This is a genomic window from Litoreibacter sp. GN1-5, from assembly GCF_055693805.1.
Genome location: NZ_JBVFUP010000001.1, coordinates 1106539 through 1123809 on the forward strand (window position 1 = coordinate 1106539; position 17271 = coordinate 1123809).

Annotated in this window: 17 protein-coding genes and 1 pseudogene; 8 read left to right on the forward strand and 10 right to left on the reverse strand. The window is 55.7% G+C overall.

Annotated elements, in window-relative coordinates:
* The first annotated feature begins 361 nt into the window (after positions 1-361).
* Both ACZ1HF_RS05705 and ACZ1HF_RS05710 read left to right on the forward strand, forming a co-directional pair.
* A complete protein-coding gene (locus ACZ1HF_RS05705; RefSeq protein WP_472656591.1) occupies positions 362-1498 on the forward strand; it encodes an Acg family FMN-binding oxidoreductase in 1137 nt (378 codons plus the stop codon).
* A complete protein-coding gene (locus ACZ1HF_RS05710; protein WP_472656592.1) occupies positions 1495-1944 on the forward strand; it encodes a MarR family winged helix-turn-helix transcriptional regulator in 450 nt (149 codons plus the stop codon). The genes ACZ1HF_RS05705 and ACZ1HF_RS05710 overlap by 4 nt, the downstream gene beginning before the upstream one ends.
* 78 nt (positions 1945-2022) lie before the next feature.
* Here the strand turns inward: ACZ1HF_RS05710 and ACZ1HF_RS05715 are convergent, their stop codons facing one another.
* Positions 2023-2358 (reverse strand): hypothetical protein, encoded by a 336-nt coding sequence (locus ACZ1HF_RS05715; protein WP_472656593.1) that lies wholly within the window; start codon positions 2356-2358, stop codon positions 2023-2025.
* Complete coding sequence (locus ACZ1HF_RS05720; RefSeq protein WP_472656594.1) at positions 2358-2807, reverse strand: hypothetical protein; 450 nt, start codon at positions 2805-2807, stop codon at positions 2358-2360. Before ACZ1HF_RS05720 ends, ACZ1HF_RS05715 begins: the two co-directional genes overlap by 1 nt.
* A 108-nt stretch (positions 2808-2915) precedes the next feature.
* Here ACZ1HF_RS05720 and ACZ1HF_RS05725 point away from each other — a divergent pair, with 108 nt between their 5' ends.
* Positions 2916-3668 (forward strand): helix-turn-helix domain-containing protein, encoded by a 753-nt coding sequence (locus ACZ1HF_RS05725; protein WP_472656595.1) that lies wholly within the window; start codon positions 2916-2918, stop codon positions 3666-3668.
* 394 nt (positions 3669-4062) lie between these two features.
* Positions 4063-4584, forward strand: coding sequence for a DUF4274 domain-containing protein (locus ACZ1HF_RS05730; protein WP_472656596.1), 522 nt, complete (start codon positions 4063-4065; stop codon positions 4582-4584).
* A 390-nt stretch (positions 4585-4974) separates the two neighbouring features.
* Here the strand turns inward: ACZ1HF_RS05730 and pgi are convergent.
* The 3 genes and pseudogenes from pgi to zwf form a co-directional block, all read right to left on the reverse strand.
* Positions 4975-6581: pseudogene (gene pgi, locus ACZ1HF_RS05735) on the reverse strand (glucose-6-phosphate isomerase).
* Between the two features lie 28 nt (positions 6582-6609).
* A complete protein-coding gene (gene pgl, locus ACZ1HF_RS05740; RefSeq protein ID WP_472656597.1) occupies positions 6610-7281 on the reverse strand; it encodes a 6-phosphogluconolactonase in 672 nt (223 codons plus the stop codon).
* Positions 7278-8723 carry a glucose-6-phosphate dehydrogenase gene (gene zwf / locus ACZ1HF_RS05745; protein WP_472656598.1) on the reverse strand — a complete coding sequence of 482 codons (1446 nt, stop codon included), beginning with the start codon at positions 8721-8723 and terminating at the stop codon, positions 7278-7280. Before zwf ends, pgl begins: the two co-directional genes overlap by 4 nt.
* 191 nt (positions 8724-8914) lie before the next feature.
* Here zwf and ACZ1HF_RS05750 point away from each other — a divergent pair, with 191 nt between their 5' ends.
* Positions 8915-9874: a radical SAM protein gene (locus ACZ1HF_RS05750; RefSeq protein WP_472656599.1), complete on the forward strand. Its 960-nt coding sequence runs from the start codon at positions 8915-8917 to the stop codon at positions 9872-9874.
* Between the two features lie 18 nt (positions 9875-9892).
* Here ACZ1HF_RS05750 and ACZ1HF_RS05755 read toward each other — a convergent pair whose 3' ends face one another.
* The 5 genes from ACZ1HF_RS05755 to ACZ1HF_RS05775 form a co-directional block, all read right to left on the reverse strand.
* Entirely contained in the window at positions 9893-10480 is a 588-nt protein-coding gene (locus tag ACZ1HF_RS05755) for an HNH endonuclease (RefSeq protein ID WP_472656600.1), read from the reverse strand.
* Positions 10481-10678: 198 nt separating this feature from the next.
* Complete coding sequence (locus ACZ1HF_RS05760; RefSeq protein WP_472656601.1) at positions 10679-11350, reverse strand: alpha/beta hydrolase; 672 nt, start codon at positions 11348-11350, stop codon at positions 10679-10681.
* Positions 11347-11970 (reverse strand): DNA-3-methyladenine glycosylase family protein, encoded by a 624-nt coding sequence (locus ACZ1HF_RS05765; protein ID WP_472656602.1) that lies wholly within the window; start codon positions 11968-11970, stop codon positions 11347-11349. The genes ACZ1HF_RS05760 and ACZ1HF_RS05765 overlap by 4 nt, the downstream gene beginning before the upstream one ends.
* Entirely contained in the window at positions 11957-12694 is a 738-nt protein-coding gene (locus ACZ1HF_RS05770) for a cobalt-precorrin-6A reductase (protein ID WP_472656603.1), read from the reverse strand. The genes ACZ1HF_RS05765 and ACZ1HF_RS05770 overlap by 14 nt, the downstream gene beginning before the upstream one ends.
* Entirely contained in the window at positions 12691-13764 is a 1074-nt protein-coding gene (locus ACZ1HF_RS05775) for a cobalt-precorrin-5B (C(1))-methyltransferase (RefSeq protein WP_472656604.1), read from the reverse strand. The genes ACZ1HF_RS05770 and ACZ1HF_RS05775 overlap by 4 nt, the downstream gene beginning before the upstream one ends.
* A gap of 98 nt (positions 13765-13862) precedes the next feature.
* Between ACZ1HF_RS05775 and cobA the strand changes: the two genes are divergently transcribed.
* The 3 genes from cobA to ACZ1HF_RS05790 are packed head-to-tail and all read left to right on the forward strand — an operon-like array spanning position 13863 to position 17271.
* Complete coding sequence (cobA, locus tag ACZ1HF_RS05780; RefSeq protein WP_472656605.1) at positions 13863-14714, forward strand: uroporphyrinogen-III C-methyltransferase; 852 nt, start codon at positions 13863-13865, stop codon at positions 14712-14714.
* A 49-nt stretch (positions 14715-14763) separates the two neighbouring features.
* The gene (locus ACZ1HF_RS05785; protein WP_472656606.1) at positions 14764-16026 is read left to right on the forward strand and encodes a cobyrinate a,c-diamide synthase; all 1263 of its coding nucleotides are present in this window, start codon (positions 14764-14766) and stop codon (positions 16024-16026) included.
* Between the two features lie 27 nt (positions 16027-16053).
* On the forward strand, positions 16054-17271 hold the full coding sequence (locus tag ACZ1HF_RS05790; protein WP_472656607.1) for an MFS transporter: 1218 nt from the start codon (positions 16054-16056) through the stop codon (positions 17269-17271).

Sequence of the window (17271 nt, forward strand, 5' to 3'; positions counted from 1 at the left end):
AAGGGCATTTGCGTAAACTATCGAGTGTCAGGATTCACATCGCGTTCGGATCGCGCTGGCTGGTGAGCACCAATCTTACTGGCTGGGGTAGTGCTCCCTCAAGATATTATGGCAGTTCAACGGCAGGCGGCGATAGGCTCATCACAAACCAGCGGTTCATGGTTGATGTGGCGAATGGCGGTGGAGAGCCCATTTCTCGCAATGCCGCGCTAGGCACCAATGGCTGTTTAAGCCATTGAAACTGGCTTCCCATCAGTCAAGCATTTTGCTCCCAACGCCAATTGCTTCAAACAACACATGCACTCTTTACTAGTTCTATATAGCACTATATAGTACGATATAGAACTATAGGAGACTCGTAATGAACCGTAGAAACTTTCTGAAAATAGCTGGCGGGGGGATCGTCCTTGCGGCTGGAGGCGCTGGTCTTTTTGCTGCGACCCGCACACCAAACGATGCTTTGGCACCTTGGGGGCTGATCGGCAGCTATGATGACCCGCGCAAAAACGCGCTCTCGCACGCCATTCTTGCGCCAAACCCGCATAATCGGCAGCCATGGATCATAAACCTCGATGGCGATGATGGGCTCACATTGTATTTCGACACCGATAAGCAGTTACCGCACACCGACCCCTTTGATCGACAGCTCACTATAGGTCTCGGCTGCTTTCTTGAGCTCATGCGGATGGCTGCGAATGCCGATGGTTACGAAGTCGACGTTACATTATTCCCCGAAGGCGAGGATGTTGGCGGTTTGGACACTCGCCCCATTGCCCGCGCCACTTTCACAGAAGGGACAGCTGCGCGCGACCCGCTGTTGGATCACATGCTAAGCCGACGCTCCAACAAGGAGCCCTTTGATACGTCGCGCACGGTGCCACCTGAGGCGCTCGCGCGGATATTAACCGTTGCTCGTCAGACCCAAATCGGGGGGTCCATCGACACAGATGACATCGCCTATTGGCGGCAGCTCACGACACGGGCTCTCACAATCGAGATTGAGACACCCCACACCTACAAGGAAAGCGTGGATTTGATGCGGATCGGCAAGGCCGAGATCAACGCCAACCCGGACGGTATCGATTTCAGTGGCACGCTGTTTGAGACCCTCGCGATTGCAGGTGTCATGACGCGTGACGCATTGTTGGATACATCGTCGACCGGGTTTCAGGAGGGAATGAAGGCCGTTCTCGCAAATACTGAGACGGCGATGGGGCACCTGTGGATGGTCACGCAAGGCAACACCAGACGGGATCAAATCGCTGCCGGTGCCGATTGGCTGCGGGTCAACCTCGCCTGCACGGCCGAAGGTTTGGGTTTCCAACCGCTGAGCCAAGCGCTTCAGGAATATCCTGAGATGGCAGAAAACTATGACGAAACACACCAGCGCCTTGCTCCAACAGGCGGAACAGTTCAAATGTTGGCACGGATCGGCTACGGTCCACAGGTAGCGGTCAGTCCTCGCTGGCCGATAGAGGCAAAGATCGGAACGGTGTGAGCAAAGACAGTGGCAATGCGGACGAAGTCTTTGGCTTCTTTACCGAAATTGGAATCATTAACCAATTATCGACAGCCATGTTCGCCAAAAGCCTGCCCGACGGCGTTCACCCATCCCATTTCTCCATCCTGAACCACCTGGCGCGCATGGGCGACGGGAAAACGCCCATGCGGATCGCGTCGGCCATGCAGGTTACCAAAAACACCATGACCCATTCGCTGAAAGTGCTGCAAGATCGAGGATATATCGACGTGCAGCCAGACCCGGAAGACGGTCGCGGCAAACGGGTCTACCTGACCGAAACCGGACGCGCCTTTCGCGAAGCGGCAATTGCGCTTGTGACTGAGCAATTCCAGCATGTCATTGGAGCGGACCAACTCACAATCATGCGCCGCATACGGGGCGATTTGGAGCAGATGAGGAAGCACCTCGACGACAACAGGTAGAGGCCTTTTGAGCGTACTCAGGACAGCCCTGCTGAGAACGCTGCTCTGCAATTTCGGCAAGGTCGCGCATTCACACTATTAAGAGTGTACGCCCAATAGAAGTCGGCGCGGATCGCCATTTGATTTGCCGACCAGATAGAGAAGATAAGGTGCGAAAAACAAGATACCTAGCGATGGCGTCAATATCCCGAGGGCGATGCTGCCGCCGGTGAACCCGCCTCGCCATGCCATCCAAATGCCCGACAGGACGAGGTAGCATATGAAGTCGATATTGAACTGACCTTGCCAACTGAATGCCAAGATCGGCGACAAGAACGGCGTAATCAAGTTGATCCCACTATTGGCGACGGCCGCCATAGTGAACACTAAGATCAGCATCGTCATGGCGATAAGAACATAGCGAAATCCGGTCATCAGAGAATTCCTTCTTGGTTCGGGTTTGGGGACTCTGCGGGCCGCCACATCGGGCCCACAACCAGCAAGAGTACAAGCACGTTCCAGAGTGCATTCGGCCACTGGCCGGAAGTTATCGAGCCGAAACTGTCAAAAACGAACCACGCAAGGGCTCCATACAGTACAGATTTATGCACAGCTTCCGGAGCGGCGTCATAGACCAAGGCCGACAGCATCCAGATGGTGACGCCCCAACCGACAAGGAATCCACCGGTTAATGCAGACAGGAACCGGATTTCCTCAGAGGTGTACGACGGGAATCCGTCCACCGGCCAGGTTAGGATATCAAGGCCGAGCCGCGCTAGTTCAGTGGTGGCGGGAATTGTTCCCAAGGTCAGAACAGGCCCGAAGAAACCAATGACAAGTGCAGAGACTTTGAGCCATCGTTTATGTACTGTGTCCGACGCCATTCCCGGCACCTCCTTCTTAGGACACGGAAGTCTTACCGAAGTCAGCAGCCGACAATCAATTACCTCGGAGGTAAGTGCGGCACCGACGTGAATGCGCTACAAAACAGCATGAACGATTTTTCGACGACACTTAAGACCTGGCGCGCAACGCGGCGCTACAGCCAGCTTGACCTCGCGATGGAGGCCGAGATTTCGGCGCGCCACCTTTCCTTTCTGGAAACCGGCCGCGCACGTCCCAGTAGAGAGATGGTTGTGCGGTTGGGTGAGGCGCTAGAGTTGCCGCTGGATGCCCGCAACCAGATGCTGACCCATGCAGGCTTCGCCATCAGGTACACCGCGCGGGATTGGGACGACAAAGCGATGGTGCCCATCCGGCGCGCTGTATCGCGCCAGTTGCAGCGTCACATGCCGTATCCGGGGATGGCCCTTGATCGTCTTTGGAATATACGTGAGGCGAACCCGGCTGCACTCGCACTGTTCGCGCCATTGGGCGTCGGAATCGGTGGCAGTTTATTGGACATGATGATGCTTGAAGGGCTGCCGCAAGTTATCGAGAATTGGCCTGAGGTTGCCCATCATGCCGCACTCCGTCTGCGTACCGAAAGCGCCGCACAGGGTGGGATTCCAGAATTCACCGAAGCGATCCAATATCTGACTTCCGCAGCCGCCGCGTATACACCAACCTCGACACCGGTTGTGCCTACAGTGCTGAAAATGGGAGGTCGGCGACTATCAATGCTTGCTACGATCTCGCAGTTTGGAACACCTGAAGACTTGCTTCTGGATGATCTGAAGATCGAGCTCTACTACCCGATGGACGATGCGACGGATCAGATATTCGAGGCTCTTGCTGCGAACTAGGCGGTAAGCCTCAATCGAGCATCCGAGGAGGGGTCCGTGTCAGATGCATACATCTAGGTATCTGAAAAATCGCCATTTAGGCGAGTTTGCCGAGAGAAGTTACTTAAAAGCTGACATTGGTGCAGCCGCAGCGAATTCACATTTTGTCCCGCGTCTTACCAGTTCGCACACGGCGCAGCCAACGGCGGTGTTTCCCGAACCGGTCACTCGTAATCAGCGCGGCGAAGGTGCCTAGAGAGCCCATAGTTCCAGATGCTGCGCGGTGCGCCGATGACTGCAGAGTGGTGTAAAGCGGACTTGGGCGGCTAGATGCTGCATCACCTTTACTCATTGTTTGAAGTAGCTCAAACTGTTATCCGGTTTGATGCAAAAGCATAGGAATGAAAAAAACGAGATGAATGAGACGCCATTAAATGAGCGATTGCTGGATTGGATGAAAGGCAAGAACCCAGAAGATTGGCATAAGGTCGTCTGCACCTATAATTGGGACAATGGGATGGCCCCGCTTCTTTGGCTTGCCGAACAAGCCGCCTTGGATCGTGCCACCGCGCATACAATGTTTTGGCTCACGGCCCCCGAGTATTTCTTACTCGGCAAACTCTATCGCAATGGTGGCAGAGACCTCTGGGAAGCAGGAGAGCGAAAACTCTGCCTAACCTTGTTTGAACGTTTTCAGTCGGGTTCGATCTCCAGCAGTGCATTCCAAACAGAACATAATAACTCTGTTTCAGCAGAAACTTGGGAGAGATACGCAAGGTCCGAAGGTGCAAACCCTAGCGAATTCATTTTACCAGACTGGATGCACGAAGCGGTGTCAGGGATGTTAGTAGATACGTCGGATATGGATGAAGGATATCCGAAAGAATTTTTTCTACGTAAAGTGACTAAGATCATGGACTGCCGTGACGACCTCTAGGTCATCAGCAGCTTCATCAAACGCCGATTTGTTGCTTGGTGGGAAAGCTGTGCCCAACGTGTTTCCTGTGAGCCCTTGCATGGATTATTTGGCCGCTTCTGCAACCTCCACTTTGGGCTGGAAGCGGCCATGGGCGAACTCAAGGCGAGCGGTAGCTTCGTCCCATGTGCAGGCCTTGGCGCAGGCCACGATGAAGGTCCGCTCTGGGTCAGGAAGACTTGACGTTTAGGCCAATATTGCATGACGCGTCCCCTTGATAGGATTCAGAAAACCCGCTGCATCGAGTCGTAGGTTTGCGACGCTCTATACGTTCAAATGGGGTTTTTGCGGAAGCAACCCGCCCGCAGACGCCAACGTAAATCGCAGCCGTATTGAACGCGCACCCCGGACTCACCTGCCAGAATTCTCCCAAATATATCCCAACAACCCTCGTGTTGATCCGTCCTTGCCATCGGCAGATGCCTCTTTGGACAGGATCGGGGTCAGCGCAGTGGCAAGTTCTTTGCCCAGCTCGACGCCCCATTGATCATAGGAATTGATGCCCAGAATCACACCTTCAACGAAGACCCGGTGCTCATAGAGCGCAATGATCTGGCCCAGCACATAAGGCGTCAGTTTCGGGTAGATCAATGTCGTTGAGGGTCTGTCACCGGGGAAGACGCGGTGGCGGGCCTGACGGTCCAGTTCTGCCCCGTCCAGACCTTTGGCTTGCATGATCGCGCGGGCTTCGGGCAAGGACCGACCACGCAGCAGCGCTTCGGATTGGGCAAGGCAATTGGCCACAAGAAGCTGGTGTTGGTGGGCCAGATCAGGCTCATGCCCTTGCGCTGCCACCATGAATTCACACGGCACAACGCGGGTGCCCTGATGGATCAGTTGATAAAAGGCGTGCTGGCCGTTTGTGCCGGGTTCCCCCAGACCACGGGGCCGGAATTCACTGCCAGATCGCTGCCATCCATGGCAACGGATTTGCCGTTACTTTCCATTTCAAGCTGTTGCAAATAGGCAGGCAGGCGTGACAGGCGCTGATCATAGGGCAGCACAGTACGGGTTGCGTGCCTACAGCCCTGATTGTGCCAGATGCCCACCAACGCCAGAAGCACAGGCAGGTTGTTGGTAAACTCTGCTTTGCGAAAATGCTGGTCCATTTCAAAGCCGCCGCGTAGGAAATCTTCGAACTGCTCTGGCCCTATGGCAATCATCAATGACAGCCCAATCGGACCCCAGATGGAATAACGCCCGCCGACCCAATCTTCGAACCCGAAGACGCGCTCGGGCGCGATGCCGAAGGCGGCGGTCTTTTCCTCAGCCGTCGACAGTGCTGCGAACTGCGCACCCGGATCAGCCAGTTTCTGCGCCATCCAATCAAACGCAGTGCGCGCGTTGGTCATGGTCTCAATCGTGGTAAATGTTTTGGAGGCCACAATGACCAGCGTTGTTTCCGGATCCAACCCTTTCAACGTGTCGGCGATATGCGCCCCGTCGATGTTGGAGACAAAATGCGTCCGAGGTCCGTCATGGTAGGGTGCAAGGGCCAGAACCGCCATTGCAGGGCCAAGATCAGACCCGCCGATGCCGATATTGACCACGTCCGTGATCGCCCCTCCCTGCCCTTTGAACTTACCGTTGCGCACAACTGTAGCAAATTCAGCCATCCGCTGCTTAGTCGCCAGAACCCCCGGCATGACATCCTGGCCGTCAACCAGAACCGCATCGCCGGACAGGTTCCGCAAGGCCGTGTGTAAGACCGCACGCCCCTCAGTCTCGTTTATCTTTTCGCCTGCAAACATCGCGTCACGACGGCCATGCATATCAGCCTGAACAGCCATATCAATCAGCGCGGCGCGAATATCAGCGTCTATATGTGTCTTGGAGTAATCAAAAAGCAGGTCCCCCAGCCGGGCCGAGAAATCTGTGGCGCGGTCAGGATCAGCATCAAACAGCGACAGGATAGGTCGAGGGTTTTCGCCCAAAGCGCGTAGCGTCTTCCAACTCATGATACGTCACCAGTTCTTTAAGAAATTTTCATGGAGCCCAATGCACATGTGCCGTGCCAAGCACCAGCTTGATAGGTGCCTGTTCTGGCTCAAGGTAAGCTGCCTTTTCAATGGCTTCCCGCTTTTCAGCGCCTGTGATCAGCACATGGGTGCTCATCGCACCTTCCAGCACCGGGGCCGTCAGGGTTATGCGTGGCTCCAGCCCATCCGATGCCTCTACAGCCATCAAAGACAGCGCATCTTTAGCCAAAGCCGCCTTAAGATCGGGGGAGCCGGGAAACAACGACGCCGTGTGCATATCCGTCCCCATGCCAAGCAGCAGCACCGAGATCGGCAGCTCATCAGCAATCAACAGTGGCAGGCGGTCCATATCCGCCCCGATCTGATCCGGGGATGGCAGAATACTCACGTATTGTGCGGCAGCGGCGCGATCAACCAGCAGCCGTTCGCGCAACAGACGTTCGTTCGAGCGCGGATGATCCGGCGGCACCCGCCGTTCATCGGTCAACAACACATGCACCCGCTGCCAATCCAGATTGGCAGCGCACAGCGCATCAAAAACAGGCCCCGGCGTGGTTCCACCCGGCACGGCGAAAGACGCATGTTCATGGACCAGAAGACATTCCGTCAACTCACCCGTCAGACGCTGGGCAAGTTCAATCATCATCATGTCCTGATCAGGATATTCTATGAGGTTCATGCCTTGATCTCCCTCCAGCGGCGGTGGTCTTTGTGCAGCAGCATTAATGCATCTTCCGGGCCACTGCTGCCAGCTTCGTATGTCTTAGGCTTATCCCTGCGGGCTTGCCAGCGCTCGATGATCGGGTCCGTCCAGGCCCATGCCGCCTCGACCTCGTCGCCGCGCATGAACAGGGTTTGATTGCCACGGATCACATCCATGATCAGCCGTTCGTAAGCGTCGGGCACATCCTTGGCCTCCGGGCCCAACGCATCAGCAAAAGTCATGTCCAGCGGCACATCCACCAGACGCATCCCCCCCGGCCCTGGTTCCTTGATTGTCACGCGCAGGTCAATACCTTCATCCGGTTGCAACCTGATCGACAAAATATTTGCGTGACGGCCGGCATCATCATCAAAGATCGAATGCGGCGTTTCCTTGAAATGCACCACAATTTCCGACATACGCCCCTTCAGACGCTTGCCTGTCCGCAAATAGAAGGGCGTGCCTTTCCAGCGCCAATTGGAAATATCAACTTTTAGCGCGATATAGCTTTCCGTCAGGCTGGCAGGGTTTTCGCAATCGTCAAGATAGGACGGATCGCCGCCATATTGCCCGCGCACAATATCGCTGGCATCCACAGGGTCCAACGCCCTGATCACCTTCAGTTTTTCATCGCGCATGGCATCCGGTTCAAACTGCGCGGGTGGTTCCATCGCTGTCAGGCACAACAGTTGCATCAAATGGTTCTGCACCATATCACGCATGGCGCCTGATTTGTCGTAATACCCGCCACGACCGCCAACGCCCACAGTTTCTGCCACGGTGATCTGCACATGGTCAATATATTGCGCGTTCCAAAGCGGCTCAAACAGCACATTGGCAAACCGAACTGCCATCAGATTCTGGACCGTTTCTTTTCCCAGATAATGGTCGATGCGGTAAATCTGCTGCTCCTCAAAGCTTGCCGCAAGAACAGCATTCAGCTCTTTAGCGCTGGTCAGATCACGTCCGAAGGGTTTTTCAACCACGATACGCGACAAGGGCGTTGCGATCTTGTAATCATTCAACCGCGTGGCAATGTCGCCAAACAGCCCCGGCCCGACCGAGAAATAAAACGCCTGCACCACGTCACTGCGGATCATCTTGGCCAGCGTGTTCCAACCCTTATCCCCCCGCACATCAACGGTGATATAGCTGATTTGCGCCAGAAACCTATCAATCGCCTTTGGATCACACCTGTTTTTAGGCACAAACTCCTTAATCGCAGCCCCTACAAAGTTGCGAAATGCGGCGTCATCCTGATCGGTCCGGGCGGCACCGATAATACGTGCCTCCGGTGGCATTTGCCCCGAGAGAAACCGCCGATACAACCCTGGCAAGATTTTACGGCGGGCCAGATCCCCTGTGCCCCCAAATATAACAAGATCAAACGGCTCTACTGGAATAACGCGTGATACCATAAGCTGCCCCTTTGCCAATATAACTGCGCTGTTAGCGCTAACGGTATCCGTTTAAGGATGGATGCAATCAAAGTCTACCATGGCTGTCCCGCCCTACAAGTACCATCACATCCCTGTCAGTCGTTTTAACAGGACTTTCTCTTGGTCGCACAAACAGCTAGCAACGGGCAAACGCGAACGGAGCAGACCGTATGAAAGACCAGATTACAGGCGAAATAGCACCAAATACAGGCAAGTTTCAGGACCGGTTTGTCACAGCAAAAGGGGACCAGCGTGCCAAAGTGTCCCTAAGCAACCCTGAGACCTTGTGGTTCAACACTGGGACGCTCTGCAATATCGAATGCGAGAATTGCTATATTTTCAGCTCACCCACCAATGACGCGCTGGTCTACATCACCGCGGATGAAGTCAGCACCTATTTGGATCAGCTTGAGGCCCGTAACTGGAATGTCCGGGAAATCGGCTTCACAGGGGGCGAACCTTTCATGAATCCCGACATGATCGACATGACGCGTCGTTGTCTTGAGCGTGGTTATGATGTGTTGATCCTGACCAATGCGATGCGTCCAATGACGCGCAAATCCGTGCGTGCCGGGTTGATCCAATTGATCAAGCAATATGGCGACAAACTGACCTTCCGCATTTCTGTTGATCACTGGTCCGCAGACCTACATGACAAAGAACGCGGCGCGGGGGCTTTTGCCAAAACCATCGAAGGTATGGAATGGCTGCGAGACCAAGGCGCAACAATGGCTGTCGCCGGACGGTCAGTCTGGGGTGAAAACGATGTCGAGGCACGCGCTGGCTACGCCGCGCTATACGCAAAATATAACTTTAAAATTGATGCGCAAGATCACGGTAATACAGTCATTTTTCCTGAAATGGATGAGGGCGCTGATGTTCCTGAAATCACCACAGCCTGCTGGGATATCCTTAACAAATCCCCCGATGCGGTGATGTGTGCGTCCTCTCGCATGGTGGTCAAACGCAAAGGGGCTGCCAAACCCGCCGTGATCGCATGTACCCTGCTGCCCTACGCACCAGAGTTTGAATTGGGCGAAACACTGGAACAGGCCGAGAAAGACGTCCACCTGAACCACCCCCATTGCGCCAAATTCTGTGTTCTTGGTGGTGCAAGCTGTTCCGGCTGACGTCTTCTTTGTATCGGTCTACTCTTGCTGCAATTCAGCATCCCAGTACAGGAAGTCTATCCAGCTTTCATGCAGGTGGTTTGGTGGGAACTTTCGGCCTAAATTGCGCAACTGCTCGGCCTCGGGTTGGCGTGGCGGTTTACGCAATCCCATGCCGGACTGCCGCAGGGATTTTGATCCCTTTTGCAGATTGCACCGCGAACAGGCAGCCACCACATTTTCCCAGCTTGTAATGCCGCCACGGGCACGTGGGATCACATGGTCAAATGTCAAATCGCCTTTGGCACCGCAATATTGGCAACAGAACTCGTCCCGCAGGAAAAGATTGAACCGCGTGAAGGCCACACGTTTTTGCGGTTTGACGTAATCCTTTAGCACCACCACCGATGGGATACGGATTTCCGTCGTGGGGCTGCGCACCACATCCTCATATTCCGCAAGAATAGTCACACGATCCAAAAATGCAGCTTTCACGGCTTCCTGCCAACTCCAAAGTGACAAGGGATAATAAGACAACGGCCTGTAATCTGCGTTCAAAACCAACGCAGGGTTATGCCGCAGGCTCCCCGGTTCCCTTACAAATTCGTGCCTGAAATCGCCGTCCATCGGTCAAAAACTCTCCCGCCTTGCGCTGCCCGTTTTTATGGCACCAAGGCGGGACATCCCGCCCCAGTCTTTGCGAAAACTATATATAGTCTTTCGCCCCTGACAACCCCCGCTATATGCAGTGGTATTCCCGAAGTTATGTAAGTTTGACAGGTAACAAAGGTATGACGTTATCCACAGAGGACAAGGCCCTTGGCGTTACCCTAAATCTAGCCCGAATTGCTGACCAATGAAGGACAATGCGACACCCAGCCCATCCGGGGCAATGCTATGTCCCGTACCCTCCATGACATGGCCATAGACCTGAAATCCTGCTTCCATCAATGCGTCCCCTGCCTCGGGCATCGAGATCGGCGGCACCACCTCATCCTGATCACCATGGATCAGCAGGATTGGTGGTTTTGTCACCGCTTCTGCGGCCAAAAGCTCGGGGCGCAGTAACCTGCCGGAAAAACCCACAATCCCGGCAATCTCATTGGGACGGCGCGGCGCGACATGCAGCGCCATCATTGTGCCTTGCGAAAAGCCCACCAGAACAGTCTCGGCGTCACTGACACCTTCGGCCTCCATCGTGGCATCAATATAGGCGTTCAGATCCTCTGCCGCGCGATCCATTCCCGCCTCGGCTTCTTCTTCGCTTGATCCGTCAATCCACGGTATTGGAAACCACTGAAAGCCTATCGGATTAGCGATACTTTTTTCAGGCGCATCCGGCGCAACAAACACCGTATCAGGCAAATGTTCGGATAACGGGTCAGCCAAGCCCAGCAAATCGTTGCCGTCAGCACCGTAGCCATGCAGAAAAATCACCAGGGAACTGTCTTCGCCCGATTTCGAAGCCTTGCGCTTGCTTTCCAGAATACGAGTCATCTGATCCCTTCCCGTTCCTTTGCCACCCGGTAATAGGCCCAGAGTATCCGAGCAGCAACCGATTGCCATGGCGACCAGTCCAAAGCCATGGCACGTAGCTGTTTTTCGCTTGGACGTTCTTCCAACGCAAACAGAATTCGGGCGGCTTCTTGCAAGGCCAGATCACCCGGCGCAAAAACATCCGCATGACCAAGCGAGAACATCACGTATATTTCCGCGGTCCAAGGGCCTATGCCCGACACTTTCACAAGGGTTTTTATGACCTCCGCTGTCGGCGCATCGCGCAATGCGATATAGTCGATCCCAGCTTCGGCCAGCGCTTTTGAATAACGGATCTTCTGGCGGGATAAGCCACAAGCGCGCAGATCCTCGTCACTTGCCCGTGCGACAGCGACCTCGTCATTCAACCCCGCCTCACACAGCCGCGCCCATATTGCGTTGGCCGAGGCCACGCTGACCTGTTGGCTGACAATCGCGCTCAACAATTCACCAAACCCATCGGGTTTGCGACGCAAAGGTAATGGACCAACCTCTTGCAATGCCTGCGCAAAACGTGGGTCAAGTCGCGCCAGATAGGCTGCACCTTCTGTGACGCAGGCATCCGTTTCAATGATCCGCATAGTGCCGCACCCACTCCAACGCGTCTTCGACGCTCTGCGCTTTTGGCCCGTCAGGTTGCACAGGCCGCTCAATCATTAACACCGGCATCCCCATCTGTCGCGCCGCATCCAGTTTGGAGCGTGACGCCTGCCCGCCAGCATTTTTCACCACCAGCCAATCAATTTTCAGCCGCGTAAACAACGCCACTTCATCTGCAACCGAGAACGGCGGTCGCCCCACTACAAATTCTCCGTTTGCAAAGGGAAAAGGTGCATCGGGCGGATCAATCTGACGGCAAAACAAGGTACAGTCTTGCAAACCCTGGAACTCCAACAATGTCTGACGCCCCGTTGCCAGAAAGACCCGCGCGCCTGCATGGATATGGGTCTTTGCTTCTTTTGCGTTCTCGATCAATGTCCAGGTATCACCGGTCTGTGGTCTCCATCGCGGACGCAGTAGCTGAAGATAAACAAGACCAATGTTTTGACAAACCTCATAGGTTCTGCGCGACATCCGGTGCGCAAACGGATGGGTCGCATCCAGTACCAGATCAGGCTTCTGCGTCTCGACCCATGCCAGAAAACCCTCACGCCCACCAAAACCGCCTACACGCGTCTCGACGCCCAAATCCAGCGGCGCACGCGTGGCCCCGGCCAGCGAGGCCACCACATCATGTCCCTGCCCCTTTAGACCCTTGGCAAGCAAACGGGCCTCTCCGGTTCCGGCAAGCAGCAATATTTTCATGCGCCAGCCCTTGCCAGACCAGCCTTTGCCAAAACTGTGCCCGCGCGGTCGATAATGACGATACCAGTCTGTATGCCTGTGCCAGCCAGCATAGCGTCCACATGACCTAAAGCGTGTTCAGCCACGATCCCCGCCAAGGGGGTCCCTGCCTGCTCCACCGCCTCCAGCGCCGTGTTGGCAGCCCTTACATCAGGTAGCCCGGCGGCAATAGCCCAGTCGCCAAGTTGCTCAAAATCGACCTGAGAGCGTTTCGAATGCAAATCCCGTGCGCCCTGTGCAAGCTTGGTGATCTTGCCAATACCCCCGCCAATGGTGATCCGATCCACGGGATGCTTCGCCAGATATTTCAGCAAACCCCCGGCGAAATCGCCCATATCCAGCATGGCGCAATCTGGCAAGTCGAACATGTCTTGCACCACCCGTTCGCTTGTTGCCCCCGTGCAGCCCGCCACATGGGTCAGCCCATCAGCCCGCGCGACATCAATGCCCCGATGGATCGAGGCGATCCAGGCCGCACAACTGAATGGCCTTACCACACCCGTTGTTCCCAAAATGGATAGACCGCCTTCGATCCCCAGCCGCGGGTTCCAAGTTTTCTGCGCCAGCGCCGCCCCACCGGGGACGCTGACCCGCACTGTTACGTCCCCCTTGCGACCATAAGTTTCCGCCATCTCGGCAATAATGCTTTGCATCATTTGACGTGGCACCGGGTTAATTGCGGGCTCTCCTACGGCAATGGGCAAACCGGGCTTGGTTACGATACCCACACCCTCGCCCGCCTCAAACACCACGCCGCCACGCGACGCCGAGACCCGGACATGGATCACCGCCCCATGGGTCACATCCGGATCATCGCCCGCATCTTTCTCGATGCCGACCTCCGCCCAGTCATCCCCCTTGGCCGTATAAGCCAATGCAAAGCGCGGCACCTCACCCTTGGGCAATTCGATCTGAACATCTTTCGGAAACGTCCCACCCCAAAGCGCCTGCAGCGCAGCCTTAAGCGCAGCGGTTGCGCAGGCCCCAGTGGTCCAGCCACGGCGCAGTTTGGGTGGGTCAGCATCGCTCATGAGGCCGGACTATAGACAGACCCGCCCACGCCGCCAATGGCACTTTCTGCGTCGCTCTTTTCCTTTGCGCGCGGCCTGAAACGCGCCATAAACGCAGAATGACCGACTCGCCTGCCCTGCCTGACCAGAACTGGCCCGTGCTGTTGCCCGGCTGGGTATGGCTGTGCGGCGCTGGCCCCGGCGATCCGGGGCTTCTGACATTACATGCGCTAAATGCTTTAAAACAGGCCGATGTCGTGATTTACGATGCGCTTGTTCAAGAAGATATACTTGGCTGGGCGCCACAGGCAGACCATATCTATGCTGGCAAGCGTGGCGGCAAGGCTTCTGCAAAACAGCGCGATATCTCGCTCAAACTGATCGATCTGGCCCATGCGGGCAAACGGGTCCTGCGCCTGAAAGGCGGCGATCCTTTCGTGTTTGGCCGTGGCGGAGAAGAGGCGCAAACGCTGGTGCAGCACGGTATTCCGATCCGCATTATCCCTGGCATTTCTGCCGGGATCGGTGGTCTTGCCTATGCGGGCATTCCCGTCACCCACCGTGATGTCAATCAGTCGGTGACATTTGTGACGGGTCATGATCAATCCGGCAACACGCCGTCTTCGCTGGACTGGCGTGCAATCGCGCAAGGCTCACAGGTGATTGTTATCTATATGGGCATGAAGCATATCGCGCGAATTTCTCAGGCTTTGATCGACGCAGGCCGTCCGGGGGCCGAGCCTGTTGCGGTGGTCACAACCGCCACAACCGAGGCACAGCAAGTGTTGGAAACCACCCTTGCGACTGTGGTAGAAGACATAGAAACCGCAGGCCTGACGCCCCCGGCAATCATCTGCGTTGGCCGTTCTGTCTTGATGCGGCAAGCCCTTGACTGGCAAGCCCAGGCCGCAGGCGAAGCCCCACGCGACACAGACCCATTGGGTCGGGGGCGTCCCGCGGAAAGCGCCTGATGAATTTTTTCCAAAAATTCACAAAACGATTTTTCGAAGAAAAATCTCAATGCCGGGGCTGATCCTTGCCGCGCCAAGCTCTGGAAGTGGCAAAACGACCGTGACGCTTGGTCTGCTACGCGCCTTTCGCCAGCGCGCCACGCCTGTGCGTGCTGCCAAATCCGGCCCTGACTATATCGATCCACGCTTTCATGAAGCCGCCTGCGGCGCGCCTTGCCTGACACTTGACGCCTACGCTATGTCCCCCAAGCGGATCAAAGCCCTTGCGTCAGGTCCAGACTTGCTGCTCATCGAGGGGGCTATGGGCTTGTTTGACGGCGCACCTCCGGATGGCAAAGGTGCAACAGCCGATCTTGCGCGCATCCTTGGCCTGCCCGTTATTCTTATTGTGGATGCCTCTCATATGGCGCAATCCATAGCGCCGCTGGTCAATGGCTTTGCACGGTATGACCCGCAGGTAGAAATCGCAGGCGTGATCCTGAACAAAGTCGGCTCCCCCCGTCACGAGGCCATGCTACGCGCAGCCCTTGATCTACCTGTTCTGGGGGCCATTCACCGCACTGCGGCGCTTGCTACACCGTCGCGCCATTTAGGGCTTGTCCAAGCCGGGGAACACCCCGACCTGCAAGCGTTCCTTGACCAAGCCGCAGACACGATTGGCGAAGCGATTGACCTGAACGCGTTGCAGGCATTGGCCCGCCCTCTGCCATCTGACATCGTCCGCCGCCCCAACGCGCCCCCGGCACAACGCATCGCCATCGCCCGAGACATTGCTTTTGCCTTCACTTACCCGCATCTGTTGAAAGATTGGCAGGACGCGGGGGCTGAATTATCGTTCTTCTCTCCGCTCGCGGATGAGCCAGCACCTAAGGCCGATCTCATCTTCCTGCCCGGCGGCTACCCCGAGCTTCATGCCGAACAACTGTCAAACGCTTCAAATTTTATGGAAAACTTGAGAAACGCCTCAAAAGATACTGAAATATATGGAGAATGCGGCGGATACATGACCCTTGGTGAGACGCTTATTGACGCTGATGGGCATGAACACCCCATGGCAGGTCTTCTTCCATTGCGGACCAGTTTTGCGCGAAGAAAGCTCCACCTCGGCTACCGCACACTTCACGGCCTTAGCGGGCCTTTTACGGGTCATTACAAGGGTCATGAATTTCACTATGCCACGACACTCAAAGCCGAAGGGCCCGCATTGTTCAACGCGACGGACGCTGAAGGCACTGCCTTGCCCCCAATGGGGCTGCGGCACGGCAAGGTTTGCGGTTCTTTCGCCCATATTATCGACAGTGCCTTGCCCTGATCTGAGCAAGCCTATACCCGTTGGCTCATGACACCTGCCATTGATGATAAACGCGCCATTCGCAATGTCGCCGTTCTGGTACTTGCTCAGGCAATTCTGGGCAGTCAGATGCCGATGATCTTTGTCGTCGGCGGACTTGCGGGCAATCAGCTTGCCACCAACCCGTGCCTTGCTACGCTGCCCATTTCATTGATCGTGTTCGGGTCCATGACCACCGCGCCTTGGCTCAGCCCATTGATGCAAAAACACGGACGGCGGGTCGGGTTTGTAATCGGTGCGTTAGGGGGTGCTATCGGGGCCACGGTCTCGGCCATCGGGCTTTATCATGGCTCTTTCGCACTGCTTCTGGTGGGCAGCTACCTGACCGGCATTTATATGTCGGCCCAAGGGTTTTACCGGTTTGCAGCAGCCGACACAGCCTCGGACGCGTTCCGGCCCAAAGCAATTTCATACGTTATGGCGGGAGGGCTTGTTTCTGCAGTGATTGGCCCGCAACTGAACAAGATCGTGCATGATTACAGCGTGATCCCCTTCCTTGGTACTTATGTTGCCGTCATTGTGTTGAACCTTGTCGGGTTGTTTTTGTTCTTTGGGCTTGATTTGCCCAAACAGACAACAGCACAGCTGGCTGATGCCAGCAAACTTGTCCGCAGCCGGATGGAGCTTTTGAAGAACCCCAATATCGGCGTCGCAGTGATTTGCGCCATGGTTTCCTACGCGTTGATGAATTTGGTCATGACGTCAACACCACTGGCTGTCATGGGGTGCGGATATACCGAAGGAGACGCCAACGATATCGTATCCGGTCATGTGTTGGCCATGTTCGCTCCGTCTTTCTTCACCGGCCACCTGATTGCACGCTTCGGGGTGAAAACTATTATTGCAACCGGGCTTTTGATACTGGGTTGCGCCGGGTTGGTTGCCCTTCAAGGGGTAACGCTTACGAATTTCTTTGTTGCGTTGATTCTGCTGGGGATTGGCTGGAATTTTGGCTTCATTGGTGCAACGACTCTTCTGGCCCAATCCCATACACCGCAAGAACGCGGGCGTATGCAAGGCATGAACGACACGATCGTATTTGGCTGCGTGACGCTGGCTTCGCTTGCCTCGGGCGGGTTGATGAATTGCTCAGGCGGCACCCCGATTGAAGGCTGGACGGCCGTGAACATGGCGATGGTGCCATTTCTGGCGCTGGCCGGGGGCGCGTTGATATGGCTGATGATGCGGCCCCGACAAGTCGCCTGA